Consider the following 16986-nt stretch of genomic DNA (forward strand, 5'->3'; position numbering starts at 1 on the left):
ATTGATCACTTAAACTCAGGGTGATGATAACGCCCCTTTTTCAACGAGATCTTACCATATTCTATCGCACGCACCGGACAACGATGAATGCAAGCAACGCACTGGACACAAGTATCAGCCCATTCCGGTTTTCCATCACCCGACAGGGAAATCGTACCGGTCGGACAAACCTTCGCACAGAGACCGCAGGAGATACAAGTATCCGTAACATAAAATCGGTTGCCGCCTATCGCAAAGTGAGTAAACAACGGATAGACTATATAACTCTTTAAAAGAGGGACACTTCCCGCATAATACAAAGAGGGACTTTTCTTCAGCCGGATCGCCTCCACGATCTCGTCTACACGTTCCGGCGCTTTTTTCAGTTTCTCAGTCTCGACCTCCTTACTATCCACGTCGAAGCCGGGCATTAAGATATAATTGTTCGGCATTTGTATAGAGAATCCTCCGGTTAAGGTAATTCCCCGCCTCGCCAAGATGTTCCGCATGATCCGATCCGTATATCCACAATCATCACCACAGGTACAGACGAAATAAACCTCTTGCCCTTTATATCCAGGCAGGGTCAACCGGGAAATAAAACGAGGCACCAATACAGCCGGCCCCCAAGAATGGACAGGGAACACAAAAAACACTTTCTCCCTCTCCCCCAATGGATAAGTATTCTCATCCTTACCCTCATTCAACGCATCGGCAATAGAAACCAATGGTTCATCGAAAGCCGTTCCTAACGCTTCCGCAACCCAACGTGAGTTTCCTGTTCCTGTAATGTAGAATATCATACGCTTATTTTTATGTTGCAAAAATACATAATATCCAAACACATACGCTATCTTTAAAGCGCATCTGACTTTCAAAAGCCGCCTCGGATATGAACCATTCAAGAAAATCATTAGGATACTAAGCTGATTATCAAATCCATAAAAAGAGGCCTCTTATGAAAAGAGATCTCTTATAAGATCTCACGAATCATAGCCAAGAGACTTCGGTTCGCAAAATCTTCACGTAAAAAATCCAGTCGTCAAGGTTCTTTTTTCATTGTTAAGACTTTTGTACCCGCAAGGTCACTTTCATTCCCCAATCACACAACTTTTTTTTGAAATATTTTAATAATTTATGCCACAAAACATATCTTAATAGAAAATTTGGTGCGGTTGCCTTGGTATCAAATAAAATTATCAACGAAATAGAATAGAATTTGCTATATTTACACCCTGTTAGCAATTTGTCGTAATAGCGTTGTGTAGAAAGAACTGGATTTTATGAGACCGGAAGATAAAGAAGACGATTATATCGAGGATAAGGAAAACGAGGAAATTGAGAATGTAAATAGTGATACCCAAGATAACGAGACTACGGGGGAAGAGGCGAACACCCATTCCGACTATAAAGTCCCGGGAAAAGGGGATGCACGTGTTACGACCTATCATTTGTCTGGGATGTACCAGAACTGGTTCCTAGACTATGCTTCCTATGTGATCTTGGAACGGGCCGTTCCGCATATCAACGATGGACTGAAACCCGTACAACGGCGTATCCTGCACTCTATGAGAAGGCTGGATGACGGACGGTATAACAAGGTAGCAAATATCGTAGGTCATACAATGCAGTTCCACCCTCACGGAGACGCCTCTATCGGAGATGCCTTGGTGCAATTGGGACAAAAGGATCTATTGATCGATTGCCAAGGAAACTGGGGTAATATCTTGACGGGAGACGGAGCCGCCGCTCCCCGTTATATAGAGGCTCGCCTTTCCAAGTTTGCCTTGGAGACCGTATTCAATCCCAAGACAACCCTTTGGCAGCTTTCTTACGACGGACGTAATAAGGAACCAGTTACCTTACCAGTAAAATTCCCTTTATTGCTGGCACAGGGCGTGGAAGGTATCGCCGTAGGTCTGTCTTCCAAGATACTTCCTCATAATTTCAACGAGTTATTAGACGCTTCCATCGCCTACCTACGGGGAGAGGAATTCGCATTATACCCGGATTTCCAGACAGGTGGCTCTATCGACATAGCCAAATATAATGACGGCGAACGGGGCGGATCGGTAAAAGTCCGTGCGAAAATCAGCAAGCTCGATAATAAGACATTGGTGATCTCGGAGATCCCGTATGGAAAAACGACCTCTACCGTGATCGAGTCCATCCTGAAAGCGAACGATAAGGGAAAGATCAAGATCAAGAAGGTAGACGATAATACCGCCAAGGATGTGGAGATCTTGGTGCATCTCGCTCCGGGAGTCTCTTCAGACAAGACCATCGATGCCTTATACGCCTTTACGGATTGTGAGATCAGTATCTCCCCGAACTGCTGCGTGATCAAGGAGGATAAGCCGCATTTCCTTACGGTCAGCGATGTGCTTCGCCACTGTACGGATCGTACGCTGGAGCTTTTACGGGAAGAACTCAAGATCCAGAAACAAGAGCAAGAGGAGGCCCTGTTCTTCGCCTCCCTTGAAAAGATATTTATCGAGGAACGTATTTATAAAGACCCGGAATTCGAGAACGCCAAGAACATGGACGAGGCGATATCTCATATCGACCTTCGTTTAGAGCCGTTCAAACCCCGATTTATCCGTGAGGTTACCCGGGACGATATCCTGAAGCTCATGGAGATCAAGATGGGACGTATCCTAAAGTTCAACTCCGACAAGAGTAACGAGTTCATCGCCCAGACCTTGGAACAAATCGCCAAGATCAACGATAAACTGGAACATATCATCGACTATACCATCGATTGGTTTACTATGCTGAAAGAGAAATACGGCAAGGCTTACCCCCGCCATACCGTAATACGCAATTTCGACACGATCGAGGCGACCAAGGTCGTAGAGGCAAACGAGAAATTGTATATCAACCGTCAAGAAGGTTTCATCGGCATGGGACTGAAAAAGGACGAGTTCATATGCAACTGCTCGGATATAGACGATGTCATCATCTTCTATCGCAACGGTACGTATAAGATCGTCAAGGTAGCGGATAAGATCTTTATCGGTAAGGATATTCTATATGTCAACGTATTTAAGCGCAATGACAACCGCACCATTTACAACGTCATATACAGAGACGGTAAGTTTGGATATAATTACATCAAACGCTTCGCCGTCACAGGCGCTACCCGTGATCGGGAATACGACCTGACCAAAGGTACGGAAAACTCCCGTGTCCTTTACTTCAGCGCAAACCCGAACGGAGAGGCGGAGACCGTCAAGGTAATCCTGAAACCCAAACCCCGGCAGAAACTACTCGTATTTGAGAAGAACTTCAGCGAAATAGCCATTAAGGGACGGGGCTCTCAAGGTAATATCCTGACGAAAGCGGAGGTGCATAAGATCAGCCTCAAGCAGAAAGGCTCTTCCACCTTAGGAGGCCGGGAAGTATGGTTCGACTGGGACGTACTCCGGTTAAATTACGATGGACGGGGAGAAGAGCTAGGCGAGTTCCATAGCAACGATCAGATATTAGTGATCCTGCCGAACGGCGATTTCTACGCCACGAATTTCGACCTTAGCAATCACTACGAGTCCAATATCATGGTCATCGAGAAATACCAGCCGAGCAAGACGTGGACTGCCGTATTATACGATGCGGATCAGAAATATTATTACATCAAACGATTCTTGCTGGAAGTAAACACCCGGAAACAGAATTTCCTAGGAGAGAATCCAAAGAACCGTTTGATGCTGCTTACGGATGAGGTTTACCCTCGTATCGAGGTGATCTTCGGAGGCCATGACGCCTTCCGGGAAGCTCTCGTCCTTGATGCTGACGAATTTATTGCGGTGAAAGGCTTCAAAGCCAAAGGTAAACGAATCTCTACATTTGAGGTTGAGACTATCAATGAACTGGAACCGAATCGCTTCGTCCCTTCCGAAAACGCATCAGAATCAGACGATGCCGAAGGCAATGAAGCCGGCAGCGACACCGATGACGGGCAGAGTAACACGGATATTATCGATGAAATTACGGGACAGATGAAATTGTTTGACAAATAACTTATGAGAGCCATTACCTGTTTGATCTGTTTGCTCCTGCTGTTTATTACATTAACAGCCAAGGCTCAGTCCAATGAAGACAAGATCCCTTGGTCTATCAACAGCGGGACCATGGTCGGTATAGGAAGCTACAACCTAATGGACACCTATTTATCTCCCAGCATGGAAGATAAGAAATATACAGGCCCTGGATTACGGGTAATGAATGAACGGATGAAGAGGGTACGACTGGCAAATTATCAAGTGTCCAGACAGCAAATCATAAGTGTCGATCTGGCTAGCACAGATAATGCTGCCTCTACCGCGACGGATTTCGCAGGCTTTATCGATTATACGCTGGGGTACCATTATCATTTACCCACGGTATTGCCGGATTTAAAGCTTCTGGCGGGTGGTGCCGTACATGGCATGGGTGGTTTTATTTACAATACCCGTAACGGAAATAACCCGGCCTCGGCGAAAGCGGATATCGATTTGAACATCTCTGCTATGGCGATCTATAAGTTACGCGTCAAAGAATATCCCATGACGCTACGCTACCAGTTCACGATCCCCTTCGCCGGTGTTTTATTTTCCCCCCATTACGGGCAATCGTATTATGAGATATTCAATCTGGGGAATGCCTCGGGAGTGGTGCAATTCAACTCCTTCCATAACAAATTCTCAATGAAGAACTTTTTCACGGTCGATTTCCCGGTTGGTAACTTTACGATACGGGCGGGTTACCTAAACAGCTCTTACCGTACGGATGTCAATGGGATACAGTCTCATATAATCTCTCACTCTTTTATGATCGGCCTCGTGAAAGAATTCATCTCTTTCGGAGGAAAACGCCCAAAAAATATCCAACGATTCAAAAGCGCTTATTATTAAAAGGAAATAAAATGAAACGACACCTTATATATATATGTATATCTCTCGGATACCTGTTTACCGGATGTGAGAAATCAGACGAATACGTGGCCTCCCCTCAAGAGAACTTTGAGGCACTTTGGAAAATATTGGATGAGAATTACTGCTTCTTCAAATACAAAGATATTGATTGGGACGAGGTTCACGACCGCTATAAAACACAGATAAGCGATACGATGAACCAATACGTCCTATTCGACATATTAGGCGATATGCTAAACGAGCTAAAAGACGGGCATACCAATTTGACATCCACCTTCAATATGTCCCGCTATTGGGATTGGTATCTAGATTATCCGGATAACTTCGATGCGGACATACAAGAGAATTACCTCGGAAGAGACTACTCGATCGCCGGAGGACTTAAATACACGACATTGAGTGATGGGCAGATCGGATATATTTACTACGGTAGCTTTTCCAGTTCGGCCGGCGAAAGCGGCTTGGATCATATATTCTATCAATTTAAGGATTGCAAAGGCTTGATCTTCGATATCCGAGATAATGGCGGTGGTATGTTATCAAACGCCGATCGCATCGCCTCCCGCTTCTTGGAGGAAAAGATACTGACCGGTTATATCCAACATAAGACGGGTAAAGGGCACGATGACTTTTCCGAACCTTATCCCCTTTATCTCTCACCTTCTCAACATATCCGCTGGTTGCGCCCTGTCGTGGTCTTAACGAACCGCCATTGCTACAGCGCCGCCAATGATTTCGTACAGAAAGTACGCATGATGCCTTATGTAACGACGATGGGAGATCGCACTGGAGGCGGCAGTGGTTTCCCCTTCAACTCTGAGTTGCCCAACGGCTGGGGTGTACGTTTCTCTGCATCTCCCATGCTAGACGTAAACAAACAGCACACAGAATTCGGTATCGACCCCAAATACAAGGTATCTATGACCCAAGAAGATATCGAGAAAGGTAAAGATACGATTATCGAGGCGGCGATCACCCGGCTCTTGTCTGAAACAGAGAAGGAACAAAAGTTTGATAGATTATTCAACATACAAAATCTTGTCAATTAAATAAAACCCTCATACTCTTTGCTGATCTCATCCAAGATAAGAGACATCATCTTGCAAGGGCCACACCAAGTCGCATAGAATAACTACAGGTTTATCACTCTCGAATTTCCATGCGTTCGGGTTTGTCTCAAAGTCATACACTTTATTTACGAAATCTTCTTGTGTTAATTCTATTACTTTTATTTTATTTCCTGTATAATTGTTATTATTCTTATTTTCATTACTTGCGTTCGCCACTCCTACCCAAAGACTTGCGAACAATACGACACTGATCTTAATAATGGCCATATCTCCGGATAAGTTTGCAATACTTCCCGATTCCCATCAAAAAAGTATAAAATAAGTTTTTTCAAGATAAATGCCGAACCTTGCTAACAAGATCCGGCATACCGCACATTCTTTACCCCACAAAACCTCAATGAGGTTACAAATGCAATTGCAAACCGATAGAAACCGGATGTACCTTCGGTCCTTTGCCATTTTCAAAGAGGTCTATCGGTGAGTACTTGGCGTAAAGGCCGATCCAATCCCAACCGGCTTGAAACAATAAATCCATCGTTACCGGACGGATATTTATACCAGAGTCCATTTTCTCCTTATGCTTCTTACCGGAAGCATCATTATAAATGATCTTCGAGGACGAACAAGTCTTGATCACACCGACTACACCCACAGACAAAAAGAATTCACTCAAACACTTTTTAGGTTGCCATTCCAATAACAACGGAATGGTCAGACTCGTGATATTCAACTTACTCGCTTTCAACGTAACACCCTCAGGAGCCGGACGCAAAGCCGTAACACCGTCTATCTCCTTGAAATACTCATTCGTATCTATACGGTAACGGCTCCAACGCATACCGGCACCGATCACCACCGCCCAACGATACCGAGAGAACGGGAACGCTTTTTCCAATACATTCAAATTATATTCCAATGAGTTTCCACTACGAAGGGAAACTCCGTCTACATCATTTACATGTAAACTCCCATCCGCGAAGTTCGCAAAGCCCATTCCAAAACCGGCCCAATGCGGATTGAAGTCTTTATCCCAAGTAGGCACGGGGATATGAATAGACTTCACGTGTTTACGGCGTTCATAGCTTTGTCCGTCCCGGTAATGTCCCTCGAAAATCAACTCGTCATCCACGGAATCTCCGTCCTCATCTACCTCATACACCCTGACTTTCATGCGATCGCCATTATCTTTCACCTCAATACGCTTTCTCTCAAGGGTGATAATCGTATCCCCAGTCAAAGACTCAATTTCAGCAGCCATCAACCCGATTACAGGGAAGCAAGCCATTAAGACTAAAAGTATTCTTTTCATCTTCCTATCTGTTTTGTTTGTTTATAAATCTTTCTTCGTAAACAATAGCGTGATCAAATCATCACTATCCAAATCTCCCTCGATGTACACCAAGGTTATTACCCCCCTTTTGCTGACCTTAAAAAGGACAAAACGGTTGATATCAGCTTCCACGCCCTTCAACTGGTAATAAGCGGAGACTACCCCTCCATCGTCTGTCACCTCCTTGATCTTTCGAGCCCCTTTTTGGTCCGCTTCCAGACATTGCCGGATAAACCGCAGGGCTTCCGAATCATCCTTGATCGTAATACTCTTATAACGAGTCATGCCATACGTCTCCAACATCTCGTTAGACAACTCCACCATCGTGACATTACGTTTCTTGCCATATCGTTGAAAGACCTCCTGAATCTTCAAGTCTTTCTGCGTCTCGGCAGCCGAGACACCACAAGGTGTTAGGCAAAATACCGCCACCAGCAACCATAACATGTATTTGAACCATCCCATATTTACAGTATTTTTATTCATTATCATCAAATAAAGAACGAAGCTCGTCCAATTGGTTATCTATAATCACACGATCGGCCTCATCACGATCCGCTTCCGGGAAGTACTCGTCCGCAGGAGTGGCCACCTCCTGCAAAGCTTCCATCGCCATGGAGCGAACTTTATGAATATCCGTATAACAACGACCGTTTATAACAACATAATTATCCGAGCAAAAACAAGGATCTACCGGATTCAACAGCTGATTAAGTCCCAAAAGCAGCAAGCAACTGGCGGCGATACCGGGCACCAGATACAACACGGATCGTAAAGTAAATGTCTTCTTCTCCTCCACTTTTTCCACATCCAGCATAGAAAGGATATCCTCATCAATCGGAATCAATGCCTCATCCGGCTCTCGCTCCTTCCGACTCTCCTCCTCCAAATAGGCAAACATAGGCGTATAGGCCGCTAACCTGTCCGGAACATTCCCGGAAGTAAAGAAGGCTCGAAGTTCCCGCTCTTCTTCCGAAGAGGTTTCTCCTTCAAAATATCGGTTTAATAACTCGTCTATGTCCATTTCTCTTGTTCATTTAATTGTAAAAACTGTTCCCTTATCTTTTTCCGAGCCCTTGAGAGATTCACCCGGACATTCTCGACCGGTGTAGCCGTGATCTCCGCGATCTCGGCTAACTCATAGCCCTCTACATCCTTCATTCGGATGATGGTTTGCTGCAAAGTGGGTAACTGGGCGATCAAGCGCCGTATGCACTCGGCGGCATCCCTTTGCTCCAGTTGTTCGTCCAGGCTTACCGCATCCGATACCAATGTAAGGCTCTCCAGCTCCGATCCCTGTGGCTTTCGCAACTTGACCTTATCCAATGAGAGATTTTTCGTAACCTGCATAGCCAGTGCCTCCACGCTATGGTAGGCATCCAGTTTTTCCCGGATATACCAAAGCTTTATGAATGCCTCTTGCACCACATCCTCAGCATCGGCTGTGTCCTCAACCAGTCTCCGGGAGAAATTCAACATCTTCTGCCGGAGAGGTAGTACGGTTATTTTAAACGTCTCAAGTTCCATTTCTATAATCAAGACGACAAAGGAAGAAAAACATATCATGGAAAATTAACTTATTTGGAAAAAACTTTGCCTGTCACCCGTTTGTTTGTAATAGAAAACTTAAACGTTATGAAACTAAAAGTATCATTTACAGCCATTTTATTCATGAACTGCTGCTTATTCCTCACCGTAGGTTGCCAACAAAAGAAACAAGGTTCCGATGACAAATCGGTCCCTCAAGCGATTCAAAAGGTGATCCAGATAAAATATCCGGGGGCGACCATTACCGATTACGATAAAGATGCCGCAGGTGTAGAAGTCGACATCAAGGATAAAGGCGTTAAGAAAGAGGTTCTGCTCGGCAAAAATAACGAGTGGCTAAGTACGAAATTCGATATCCATGCCGAAGATGTTCCCGTAGACATCATGGATAACCTAACAAATTCGGCTTATCATGAATATAAGATAGATGAGGTGACACAAATAGACAAGCCTTCGGGAACATTTTACGTATTCAAACTAGAGCATGAGAACAATGAGGTTCGCCTCACGTTTAACTCAAAGGCCCAATTATTGAAGTAGAACGATACTGAATCTTTTCTTATTCCAGATTTTTATCAGAATATTTCAGTAGCTTTGTGTGATTAACAAGCTAGCCTATGAAAATTCTGGTAGTCGAAGATGAAAACGCACTGAGAGAAGTTATCGTTCGTTCTCTTGAGAAAGAACGATATGTGGTAGAGAGCGCTTCCTCTTTCCGGGAAGCTTCTCTTAAAATAAATGATTATGATTACGATTGTATCGTATTGGACATCATGCTTCCGGGAGGTAGCGGCCTTACCCTTTTGAAGGAATTAAGGGCCTTACGCAAGAAAGACAGTATCATCATTATCTCCGCGAAAGACTCTATCGAGGATAAAGTTACAGGATTAGATCTTGGGGCCGATGATTATCTGACCAAGCCTTTCCATCTGGCGGAATTGAACGCCCGCATCAAGAGCGTTATCCGCCGCAAGCAACAAGATGGGGAATTGCAACTGTCTTTAGCGAACCTAACGATATATCCCGATAAACATTCCGTCTATATAAACGGGAAAGAGATCGTATTGAACCGTAAGGAGTTCGATCTGCTCTACTATTTCATATCCAACCCCAACCGTTTGATCAGCAAAGCTACTTTAGCCGAGTCCGTCTGGGGAGATTATATAGACCAAGCCGATAATTTCGACTTCATCTATAGCCAAGTAAAAAACTTGCGAAAGAAATTAAAAGCCGCCGGAGCCATCCCCGAAATAAAGGCGGTCTATGGCTTCGGTTACAAAATGACCGACGAGGAATAAATATGAAGCTAATCCATTACACCCTCCGCAATTTATTTGTCCCCATATTGGTCATTTTCGCCGCTTGGGGATGTGTTTTCTGCCTTATGATTCTACATGAGGTAGAAGACGAGACGAATGACAGCCTTGAGAACTACAAAGAGATTATCATCCGCTCCGCCTTAGCGGACAGCACATTGCTGAAAGATCATGTGGATATCATGACCCGGTACTACATTCGTGAGGTTCCGGAAAGCGAAGCGAAACTAGATAAGGACGAGTTCTACGATACTACGGTATACATAGAGATAGAGCAAGAATACGAACCGGTTCGTGCCTTACGCACTTATTTCATGACAAAAGATCGTAAATTCTACGAACTGACGCTGGAGTTATCCACCTTAGAACAAGAAGATATGATCGAGACGATTATCTGGAGCATGGCCGTCTTATATATCGCATTGATAAGTTGCATCTTATTCGTGATCCATCGAGGATTCAAAAGAAGCTTTAAGCCTTTATATAAGCTATTAAGCTGGCTGAAAAGTTTTCAAGTAGGCAAATATAATCCTCCATTAAACAACCCTACACCCATCGAGGAATTTAAGATATTAAACGAGACCGTTCAAGAAAGCGTCAACCAGAGCGACAAGCTATACAACAAACAAAGACATTTCGTAGAGAATGCCGCCCACGAGTTACAAACTCCATTGGCCGTATGCATGAACAAATTAGAATTATTAAGCGAACATCCAGATTGCACAGAAGATCAACTGAAAGAGATCGCTGGCTTGCATCAAGCGTTGAACGGCATCATCCGGTTGAATAAATCCCTCCTATTACTTTCTCGGATAGATAACAAACAATTCCCCGAGACCCGGGATATTTGCCTAAATCATCTTATCCATAAGATATTAGAAGGAATTAATGACATATACGAAAGAAAAGCTCTCCACTTACGAGTTTCAGAAAAAGAGAGTTTGGTATGCACCATGAATGAATCGCTGGCCACTACGTTAATCACCAATCTCATTAAAAACGCCTATGTCCATAATTACGAGAAAGGGGATATAGGAATCACGATCTCTCGTCGTATGCTTACAATCGCAAATACGGGAATCGACAAAACCCTTGATAAGGAATTATTATTTGCCCGTTTTGCCAGCCAAAGCAAACAACAAGAATCGACGGGCCTTGGGTTGGCCATTGTCAAATCAATAGTCGATCTATATTCGATCCGGATAGATTACCAATACGCAAATGGCATGCATACATTCACATTATTATTCTATTAACGGCCGAAATTCCCAATTTTTTCCAAAATGCATCCTTTTCTTTGCGGTATAATAAAAAACAAGGCATATGAAAAGGATCAATTATTTACTGATAGTCTTATCATTATTATCTGTCATGGCTTGTGCCGGCAATGATAAGATCACGAGTGACACCAACATATTGCCGGTTTCCAGCCGCCAATTCATATCGGATCATTTTAAAGACATCCCAGTATCGCATATCCAAATAGAGAAAAATCTGATCCGGATTAGCAGTTACGACGTGATCCTCACGGACGGGACCAATGTTGAGTTTAACCATAAAGGAGAATGGAAAGAGATTAAACGGCATGGGCTCCCTATCCCGCCAGTGATCATTCCGGAGGTAATACAAGACCTTATCAAGAAAAACTATTCATCGAATAAGGTTGTTAAAATAGAAAAAGAGATACGGGATTATGAGATAAAGCTAGATAACGGTCTTGAGATGACATTCGACTTAAAAGGGAACTTGATTGATATCGATGACTAATAGACACTCTAAGATAAGTATTAATATATTTTTAATTAAAATCAATCGTATGAAAACAAAAGCATTCATAATGGCAACTTTGGTTTGCAGCTCATTCGTATTCATGTCATGTGATGACGATGATGACAAATTCACACCTGAGAGTATTGTAACAAAAGCCTTTGACACAAAATATCCGGATGCGCAACGTGTCAGTTGGGAGAACGAGGCAGGCTATGTCAAAGCAGAATTTTACACCGGTTCATATGAGGCTGAAGCGTGGTTTGATCCGCAAGGCAACTGGATGCTGACAGAGACCGATCTTCCTTACAACGCTTTGCCCCAAACCGTAAAAAACAGTTTCGAGGCAAGCCTATACGCTAAATGGAAGATAGACGATGTAGATATGCTAGAACGTCCGGACGCTGGTACCATTTACGTTCTCGACGTTGAAAATGGCGAGCAAGATGTAGACCTACATTATACGGAAGGCGGTATTCTCATCAAGGAAGTAACCGATGGTAACGGCGACAACGAGCATCGTCCCTCCGTTACCCCCAGCGCTATTAAGGAACTCATTTCAGAGATGTATCCGGGAGCGACAATCCTTGAGATAGATACGGAGGCAAAAGGTACCGAGTTGGATATCCTTCATGAGAATATCCATAAGGAAGTTTGGCTGGATACCCAGAACAAATGGTTATATACGGAGTGGGAAATACGCTCTTCCCAAGTACCCGATATCGTGATGACCGCATTCAAGGCCTCCGCATATGCCTCTTATCAAATCGATGATATCCATGTCATTCAAAAAGCGGAAGGACTCTCTTATGAGTTCGAGCTGGAGCAAGGAGACCGAGATATAACAATTCTTTTTAATGAAGAAGGGATCTTAGTCCCTCCTACCCATTAAAAAAAGACTCTTTATCGCAGTACTACTGCAACCCACGTGCAGTATTGCCGCAACCGCCGTGCAGTAGTACCGCAAAAAAACCTCTTGAACTATATCGGAGTGGATGGATAAGGAAAGAATTACTGAAAATGATATTTCTGCCACGTATAGACTTTCGGTTCAATGAGATACGGCTCTATTTTCTCACGAGCCTCTTGGCTCAGATATTGAGGAGTCGTATAAATGGCAGTCAAAGTCTGATCATCCGGACTCAATCGATATTGAATTAAATCCATATCCAAATGTGAGGCGGCCTCTTGATAGGCTTCGTCTTTCTTATCTATTCCCTGCTTGATATACCAATCGGAAGTTGGCTGCGTGAATAAATCGGATGTTGCCAAAGGCTCCCAATTGGTCGTGAAAAACTCGATACGGCTATCCGGAACCGGGCCGTTTACCGTAGAGACCATACAAACCACGTAGGTATTGTTTACCAAGGGAAGTAATTTCATCTCTACCGTGCTGCGCTCCGTAGTCTGTAGCAAAAGGTAATCGTTCGTTAGCTTTTGCAAGGTAGAGAAGCCATTCATCGTATTTTTCAGCCGGGATTCTTTCCCGGAAGTATAAAGATCCACTAAATCCTTTCGCCAAGCGTGCTCCAATTGAGGGATGTATTGATCCGGCATCGCCGTGAACACATTTGCCATATCTTGCGCGTTCATTCCCAACGCAAAGACACAGATCAACAACGTAACTATAACTTGTCTCATGCTCTAATTTTCTATTTTGTCCCCAAATATAAGAATATCATTCCTAACAACACAAGGAATAAGTCGATCGCCTTGTTCTTTAAGTTTTTTTCATGGAAGAAGATGGCTCCTGCCAAGAATGTCACCAATACGTTACTTCGGCGTACCATCGATACGATCGAGATCATGGAGTCCGGAAATGTCAAAGCATAAAAGTACACCCAATCCGCCACGCATAAGAATACGGAGATAAAAATAATATTCCATCGCCATTGAAAAGGCGTGCTCTTTTTCCGGTTCGGATACCATAAAAACAACAGGATAAATGACATGATAACACATTGATAGACATTAAACCAGACTTGTACCGTCATCACATCCATGCTACGCATCAAATGCTTATCATACAATCCGCTCATCGCCCCGGTCAAGATAGATAAGACCGTGAAGAAGATCCATTTATTATGGGCGAAATGAATTCCCTCTTTCTTTCCCGAAGAGGAAAGGAGATAAAAGGAAGCGATAGAGAGCAAGACTCCGATCCATTGATACAAATTCAGCCGCTCCCCAAACAGAAGCATCGCGCCCAGTAGCGTAAGCACGGGTTGGCTGGCCTTGATCGGCCCGGTTATCGTCAGCGGCAAATGCTTTAAGGCAAAATACCCCGATATCCAAGAGGAGAGGACGATCACCGCCTTTATCAATACTTTCACGTGATCCTCCAGAGAAGCACGGGGTACATACACCATCGTCCCGTCCAAGCAATCCGTATAAAAAGAGAACAAGATGAACGGGACGAAAATCAAACTGCTTATAAGCGTATTGAAGAATAAAACGGGGATAACAGCATTCCCGTTTAACGACATTTTCTTATTAACCTCGTAACAACCTAACAAGAAGGCGGAGAGGAAGGCTAGAGCTAACCACATAGTTTAGCCCTCCACAGGAAAGAGTTCTTCCGGGTACGTAACATCTACCAAGAACAGGGCGTGTCCCGGCACGGAGGTTCCGGCCTTGCAACGATCCTTAGCCTCGATCACATTTCGGAAGCCGTCTATCGTTAAACGTCCTCTTCCTACCTCCAGCAAAGTACCTACGATCGCACGCACCATATTACGAAGGAAACGGTCGGCACGGATCGTAAATACCCAGGCATCCCCTTCTTGCGTCCACTCCGCATACTGGATATGACAATTATTAGTCTTTACATCCGTGTGCAATTTGCTGAAACTCGTAAAATCGATATAATCGAATAAAACCTTACAAGCCTCGTTCATAGCCTCGAAATCCAAACGACCGGGAAGCTTATAAACCAGCTCATAATTAAACGGGTCTTTCTTTGTCGTAATATAATATTTATAGGTTCGTGAAGTAGCGTCGAAGCGGGCATGCGCCTCCGGTACGACCGGCACGATCTTATAAACGGCGATATCTTTGGGCAGGAGCCTATTCAATTTTTCCGCAAGGAATACCAAATCCCCGATCGGTTCCTCCCAATCAAAATGGGCGATCATCAAGCGGGCATGTACGCCGGCATCGGTACGGCCGGCCCCCACAATAGGTACGGGCTTACGCATTAAGGTGGCCAAGGCCTCCTCTATAGATTGCTGCACCGTCATACCATTCGGCTGGATCTGCCAGCCCCGAAAATTCTTTCCGTTATATCCCAGATATATAAAATATCGTCTCACGCTTATGCTCTTTACTTTATCTTTTCTAAAATGTGGCACAAAGGTACAGAAATCCAGCAAAGCCATTGCCTGAATGGACTAAAAAGTTTAATTTTGCATCATTAATAGCTTCATTTCAAAACAATCTGACATGTTTGAAACATTACTTCAGTCTTCTTATTTTGCCCTGTTCCTGATCATAGCGCTTGGATTCATGCTAGGACGGATACAGATCAAAGGTCTTTCGCTAGACGTATCGGCAGTTATTTTCATCGCCTTGCTATTCGGTCATTTCGGGGTTATCATACCTAAGGAATTAGGGAATATGGGGCTGGTATTATTTATCTTTACCATTGGTATCCAAGCGGGCCCCGGATTTTTCGACTCCTTCCGTTCCAAAGGCAAGACGCTCATTATCCTGACGTTATTAATTGTCGGTTCGGCATGCCTGACAGGAATCTTATTCAAGTATATCTTGGATATCGATACCCCGAGTATCGTCGGTCTGATCGCCGGGGCATTGACGAGTACGCCCGGTTTAGCAGTAGCGATCGACTCCACGCAATCATCCGCCGCATCCATCGCCTATGGTATCGCTTATCCGTTCGGCGTAATCGGTGTGATCCTTTTCGTGAAACTATTACCCAAAATACTTCGCAAGGATTTGATAGCCGAGGCTAAAACGCTGGAAACCCAACGGAAAAGCCAATATCCTACGTTACATACCGCCGCATTTAAAGTCACGAATAAAAATATCTGCGGAAAGAGTTTGGCACAATTGCAGGTACGGGCCATGACCGGAGCGGTAGTTTCCCGTATAAAACACGACAATGTCATATCTATGCCAACTCCCCATACCACGCTTAACGAGGGAGATTTACTGAAGGCCGTAGGTAACGACAAAGCCTTGGAGCAACTGACATTATTGTTGGGAGAACGTATCGAGGGAGATCTGCCGTTAAGTGGCGGACAGACCTTGCAATCCCTGTTACTGACCAATAAGAGCATTATCAATAAATCGCTAGGGCATTTAAATTTACAAGGCACTTTCGGCTGTACGGTAACCCGTGTGCGTCGAAGCGGAATCGACCTTTCCCCGGAACCTAATTTAGTGTTGAAGTTTGGAGATAAGTTGATGGTCGCCGGCGAGAAAGAAAGCGTAAACGAACTCGCCCAATTCATCGGCAATGATGAGAAACGTCTTTCGGATACGGACTTTTTCCCGATCGCTATGGGTATCGTATTGGGCGTATTGTTTGGAAAATTAAATATATCCTTCTCGGATTCTTTCTCATTCTCTCCGGGACTGACCGGCGGTATCCTTATGGTTGCCTTGGTATTAAGCGCCATCGGAAAAACAGGCCCGATCATTTGGTCTATGTCCGGCTCCGCTAATAACCTGCTTCGCCAATTGGGATTATTACTATTCCTCTCCGAAGTAGGGACATCTGCCGGTGTAAACCTAGTTTCCACTTTCCAATCAAGCGGTTTAACGTTATTCGGAGTCGGTATCGCTATAACAATGATCCCTATGATCGTAGCTGTATTAGCCGGATATTATTTCTTTAAGATCAACATTCTCGATTTAGTCGGAACAATCGCCGGCGGTATGACCAGTACCCCGGGGCTTGCCGCCGCGGATTCCATGACAGACAGCCCAGCCCCAAGCGTGGCTTATGCGACAGTTTATCCGATAGCGATGGTATTCCTGATCTTGTTTATACAGATGATAGCGAATTTGATTGTCTAAATCTTTATTTATTGAAAAACACA

The 16986-nt window shown here is 44.2% G+C and carries 19 protein-coding genes; 9 read left to right on the forward strand and 10 right to left on the reverse strand.

Features of this window, described 5'->3' with window-relative positions; genetic code table 11:
• Window positions 1–5: 5 nt before the first annotated feature.
• Complete coding sequence (locus tag E5342_RS01250) at window positions 6–782, reverse strand: EFR1 family ferrodoxin (RefSeq protein ID WP_121735590.1); 777 nt, start codon at window positions 780–782, stop codon at window positions 6–8.
• Window positions 783–1262: 480 nt separating this feature from the next.
• Between E5342_RS01250 and E5342_RS01255 the strand changes: the two genes are divergently transcribed.
• The 3 genes from E5342_RS01255 to E5342_RS01265 are packed head-to-tail and all read left to right on the forward strand — an operon-like array spanning window position 1263 to window position 5941.
• Window positions 1263–3998 carry a DNA gyrase/topoisomerase IV subunit A gene (locus E5342_RS01255; protein WP_121735522.1) on the forward strand — a complete coding sequence of 912 codons (2736 nt, stop codon included), beginning with the start codon at window positions 1263–1265 and terminating at the stop codon, window positions 3996–3998.
• A gap of 3 nt (window positions 3999–4001) precedes the next feature.
• Window positions 4002–4871, forward strand: coding sequence for a DUF3316 domain-containing protein (locus tag E5342_RS01260; protein ID WP_135958634.1), 870 nt, complete (start codon window positions 4002–4004; stop codon window positions 4869–4871).
• 11 nt (window positions 4872–4882) lie between these two features.
• Window positions 4883–5941, forward strand: a complete 1059-nt coding sequence (locus E5342_RS01265) for a S41 family peptidase (RefSeq protein ID WP_121735520.1) — start codon at window positions 4883–4885, stop codon at window positions 5939–5941.
• Here E5342_RS01265 and E5342_RS20075 read toward each other — a convergent pair.
• The 6 genes from E5342_RS20075 to E5342_RS01290 all read right to left on the reverse strand — a co-directional run bounded on the left by E5342_RS20075 (window position 5938) and on the right by E5342_RS01290 (window position 8858).
• On the reverse strand, window positions 5938–5991 hold the full coding sequence (locus E5342_RS20075) for a hypothetical protein (protein ID WP_349237372.1): 54 nt from the start codon (window positions 5989–5991) through the stop codon (window positions 5938–5940). The two genes, E5342_RS01265 and E5342_RS20075, sit on opposite strands and share 4 nt — an antisense overlap.
• Complete coding sequence (locus E5342_RS01270) at window positions 5969–6229, reverse strand: hypothetical protein (RefSeq protein WP_236651401.1); 261 nt, start codon at window positions 6227–6229, stop codon at window positions 5969–5971. Before E5342_RS01270 ends, E5342_RS20075 begins: the two co-directional genes overlap by 23 nt.
• A 136-nt stretch (window positions 6230–6365) precedes the next feature.
• Window positions 6366–7271: an outer membrane beta-barrel protein gene (locus E5342_RS01275; RefSeq protein WP_135958635.1), complete on the reverse strand. Its 906-nt coding sequence runs from the start codon at window positions 7269–7271 to the stop codon at window positions 6366–6368.
• Window positions 7272–7292: 21 nt separating this feature from the next.
• Window positions 7293–7757: an SDH family Clp fold serine proteinase gene (locus E5342_RS01280; RefSeq protein WP_121735518.1), complete on the reverse strand. Its 465-nt coding sequence runs from the start codon at window positions 7755–7757 to the stop codon at window positions 7293–7295.
• A gap of 13 nt (window positions 7758–7770) precedes the next feature.
• Window positions 7771–8316: a hypothetical protein gene (locus E5342_RS01285; RefSeq protein WP_135958636.1), complete on the reverse strand. Its 546-nt coding sequence runs from the start codon at window positions 8314–8316 to the stop codon at window positions 7771–7773.
• Window positions 8307–8858: an RNA polymerase sigma factor gene (locus E5342_RS01290; RefSeq protein WP_135958637.1), complete on the reverse strand. Its 552-nt coding sequence runs from the start codon at window positions 8856–8858 to the stop codon at window positions 8307–8309. The genes E5342_RS01285 and E5342_RS01290 overlap by 10 nt, the downstream gene beginning before the upstream one ends.
• A gap of 69 nt (window positions 8859–8927) precedes the next feature.
• Between E5342_RS01290 and E5342_RS01295 the strand changes: the two genes are divergently transcribed.
• The 5 genes from E5342_RS01295 (at window position 8928) to E5342_RS01315 (ending at window position 12815) form a co-directional block, all read left to right on the forward strand.
• The gene (locus E5342_RS01295; protein ID WP_135958638.1) at window positions 8928–9380 is read left to right on the forward strand and encodes a PepSY-like domain-containing protein; all 453 of its coding nucleotides are present in this window, start codon (window positions 8928–8930) and stop codon (window positions 9378–9380) included.
• A gap of 77 nt (window positions 9381–9457) precedes the next feature.
• Window positions 9458–10138 (forward strand): response regulator transcription factor, encoded by a 681-nt coding sequence (locus E5342_RS01300; RefSeq protein ID WP_005854737.1) that lies wholly within the window; start codon window positions 9458–9460, stop codon window positions 10136–10138.
• Between the two features lie 2 nt (window positions 10139–10140).
• Complete coding sequence (locus E5342_RS01305) at window positions 10141–11412, forward strand: sensor histidine kinase (protein WP_008780170.1); 1272 nt, start codon at window positions 10141–10143, stop codon at window positions 11410–11412.
• Between the two features lie 67 nt (window positions 11413–11479).
• Window positions 11480–11923, forward strand: a complete 444-nt coding sequence (locus tag E5342_RS01310) for a PepSY-like domain-containing protein (protein ID WP_135958639.1) — start codon at window positions 11480–11482, stop codon at window positions 11921–11923.
• A gap of 49 nt (window positions 11924–11972) precedes the next feature.
• On the forward strand, window positions 11973–12815 hold the full coding sequence (locus E5342_RS01315; RefSeq protein WP_135958640.1) for a PepSY-like domain-containing protein: 843 nt from the start codon (window positions 11973–11975) through the stop codon (window positions 12813–12815).
• A 119-nt stretch (window positions 12816–12934) separates the two neighbouring features.
• On the opposite strand, the gene E5342_RS01320 is transcribed toward E5342_RS01315, so the two are convergent.
• The 3 genes from E5342_RS01320 to truA are packed head-to-tail and all read right to left on the reverse strand — an operon-like array spanning window position 12935 to window position 15234.
• On the reverse strand, window positions 12935–13564 hold the full coding sequence (locus tag E5342_RS01320; RefSeq protein ID WP_135958641.1) for a DUF3256 family protein: 630 nt from the start codon (window positions 13562–13564) through the stop codon (window positions 12935–12937).
• An 11-nt stretch (window positions 13565–13575) separates the two neighbouring features.
• On the reverse strand, window positions 13576–14472 hold the full coding sequence (locus E5342_RS01325) for a DMT family transporter (protein WP_121735512.1): 897 nt from the start codon (window positions 14470–14472) through the stop codon (window positions 13576–13578).
• Window positions 14473–14475: 3 nt separating this feature from the next.
• On the reverse strand, window positions 14476–15234 hold the full coding sequence (gene truA, locus E5342_RS01330) for a tRNA pseudouridine(38-40) synthase TruA (RefSeq protein WP_121735589.1): 759 nt from the start codon (window positions 15232–15234) through the stop codon (window positions 14476–14478).
• 130 nt (window positions 15235–15364) lie between these two features.
• On the opposite strand from truA, the gene E5342_RS01335 reads away from it, so the two are divergent.
• Window positions 15365–16963, forward strand: a complete 1599-nt coding sequence (locus tag E5342_RS01335; RefSeq protein WP_135958642.1) for an aspartate:alanine exchanger family transporter — start codon at window positions 15365–15367, stop codon at window positions 16961–16963.
• Window positions 16964–16986 lie beyond the last annotated feature (23 nt).

Origin of the sequence: Parabacteroides distasonis (assembly GCF_004793765.1) — a bacterium.
Lineage (GTDB): Bacteria > Bacteroidota > Bacteroidia > Bacteroidales > Tannerellaceae > Parabacteroides > Parabacteroides distasonis_A.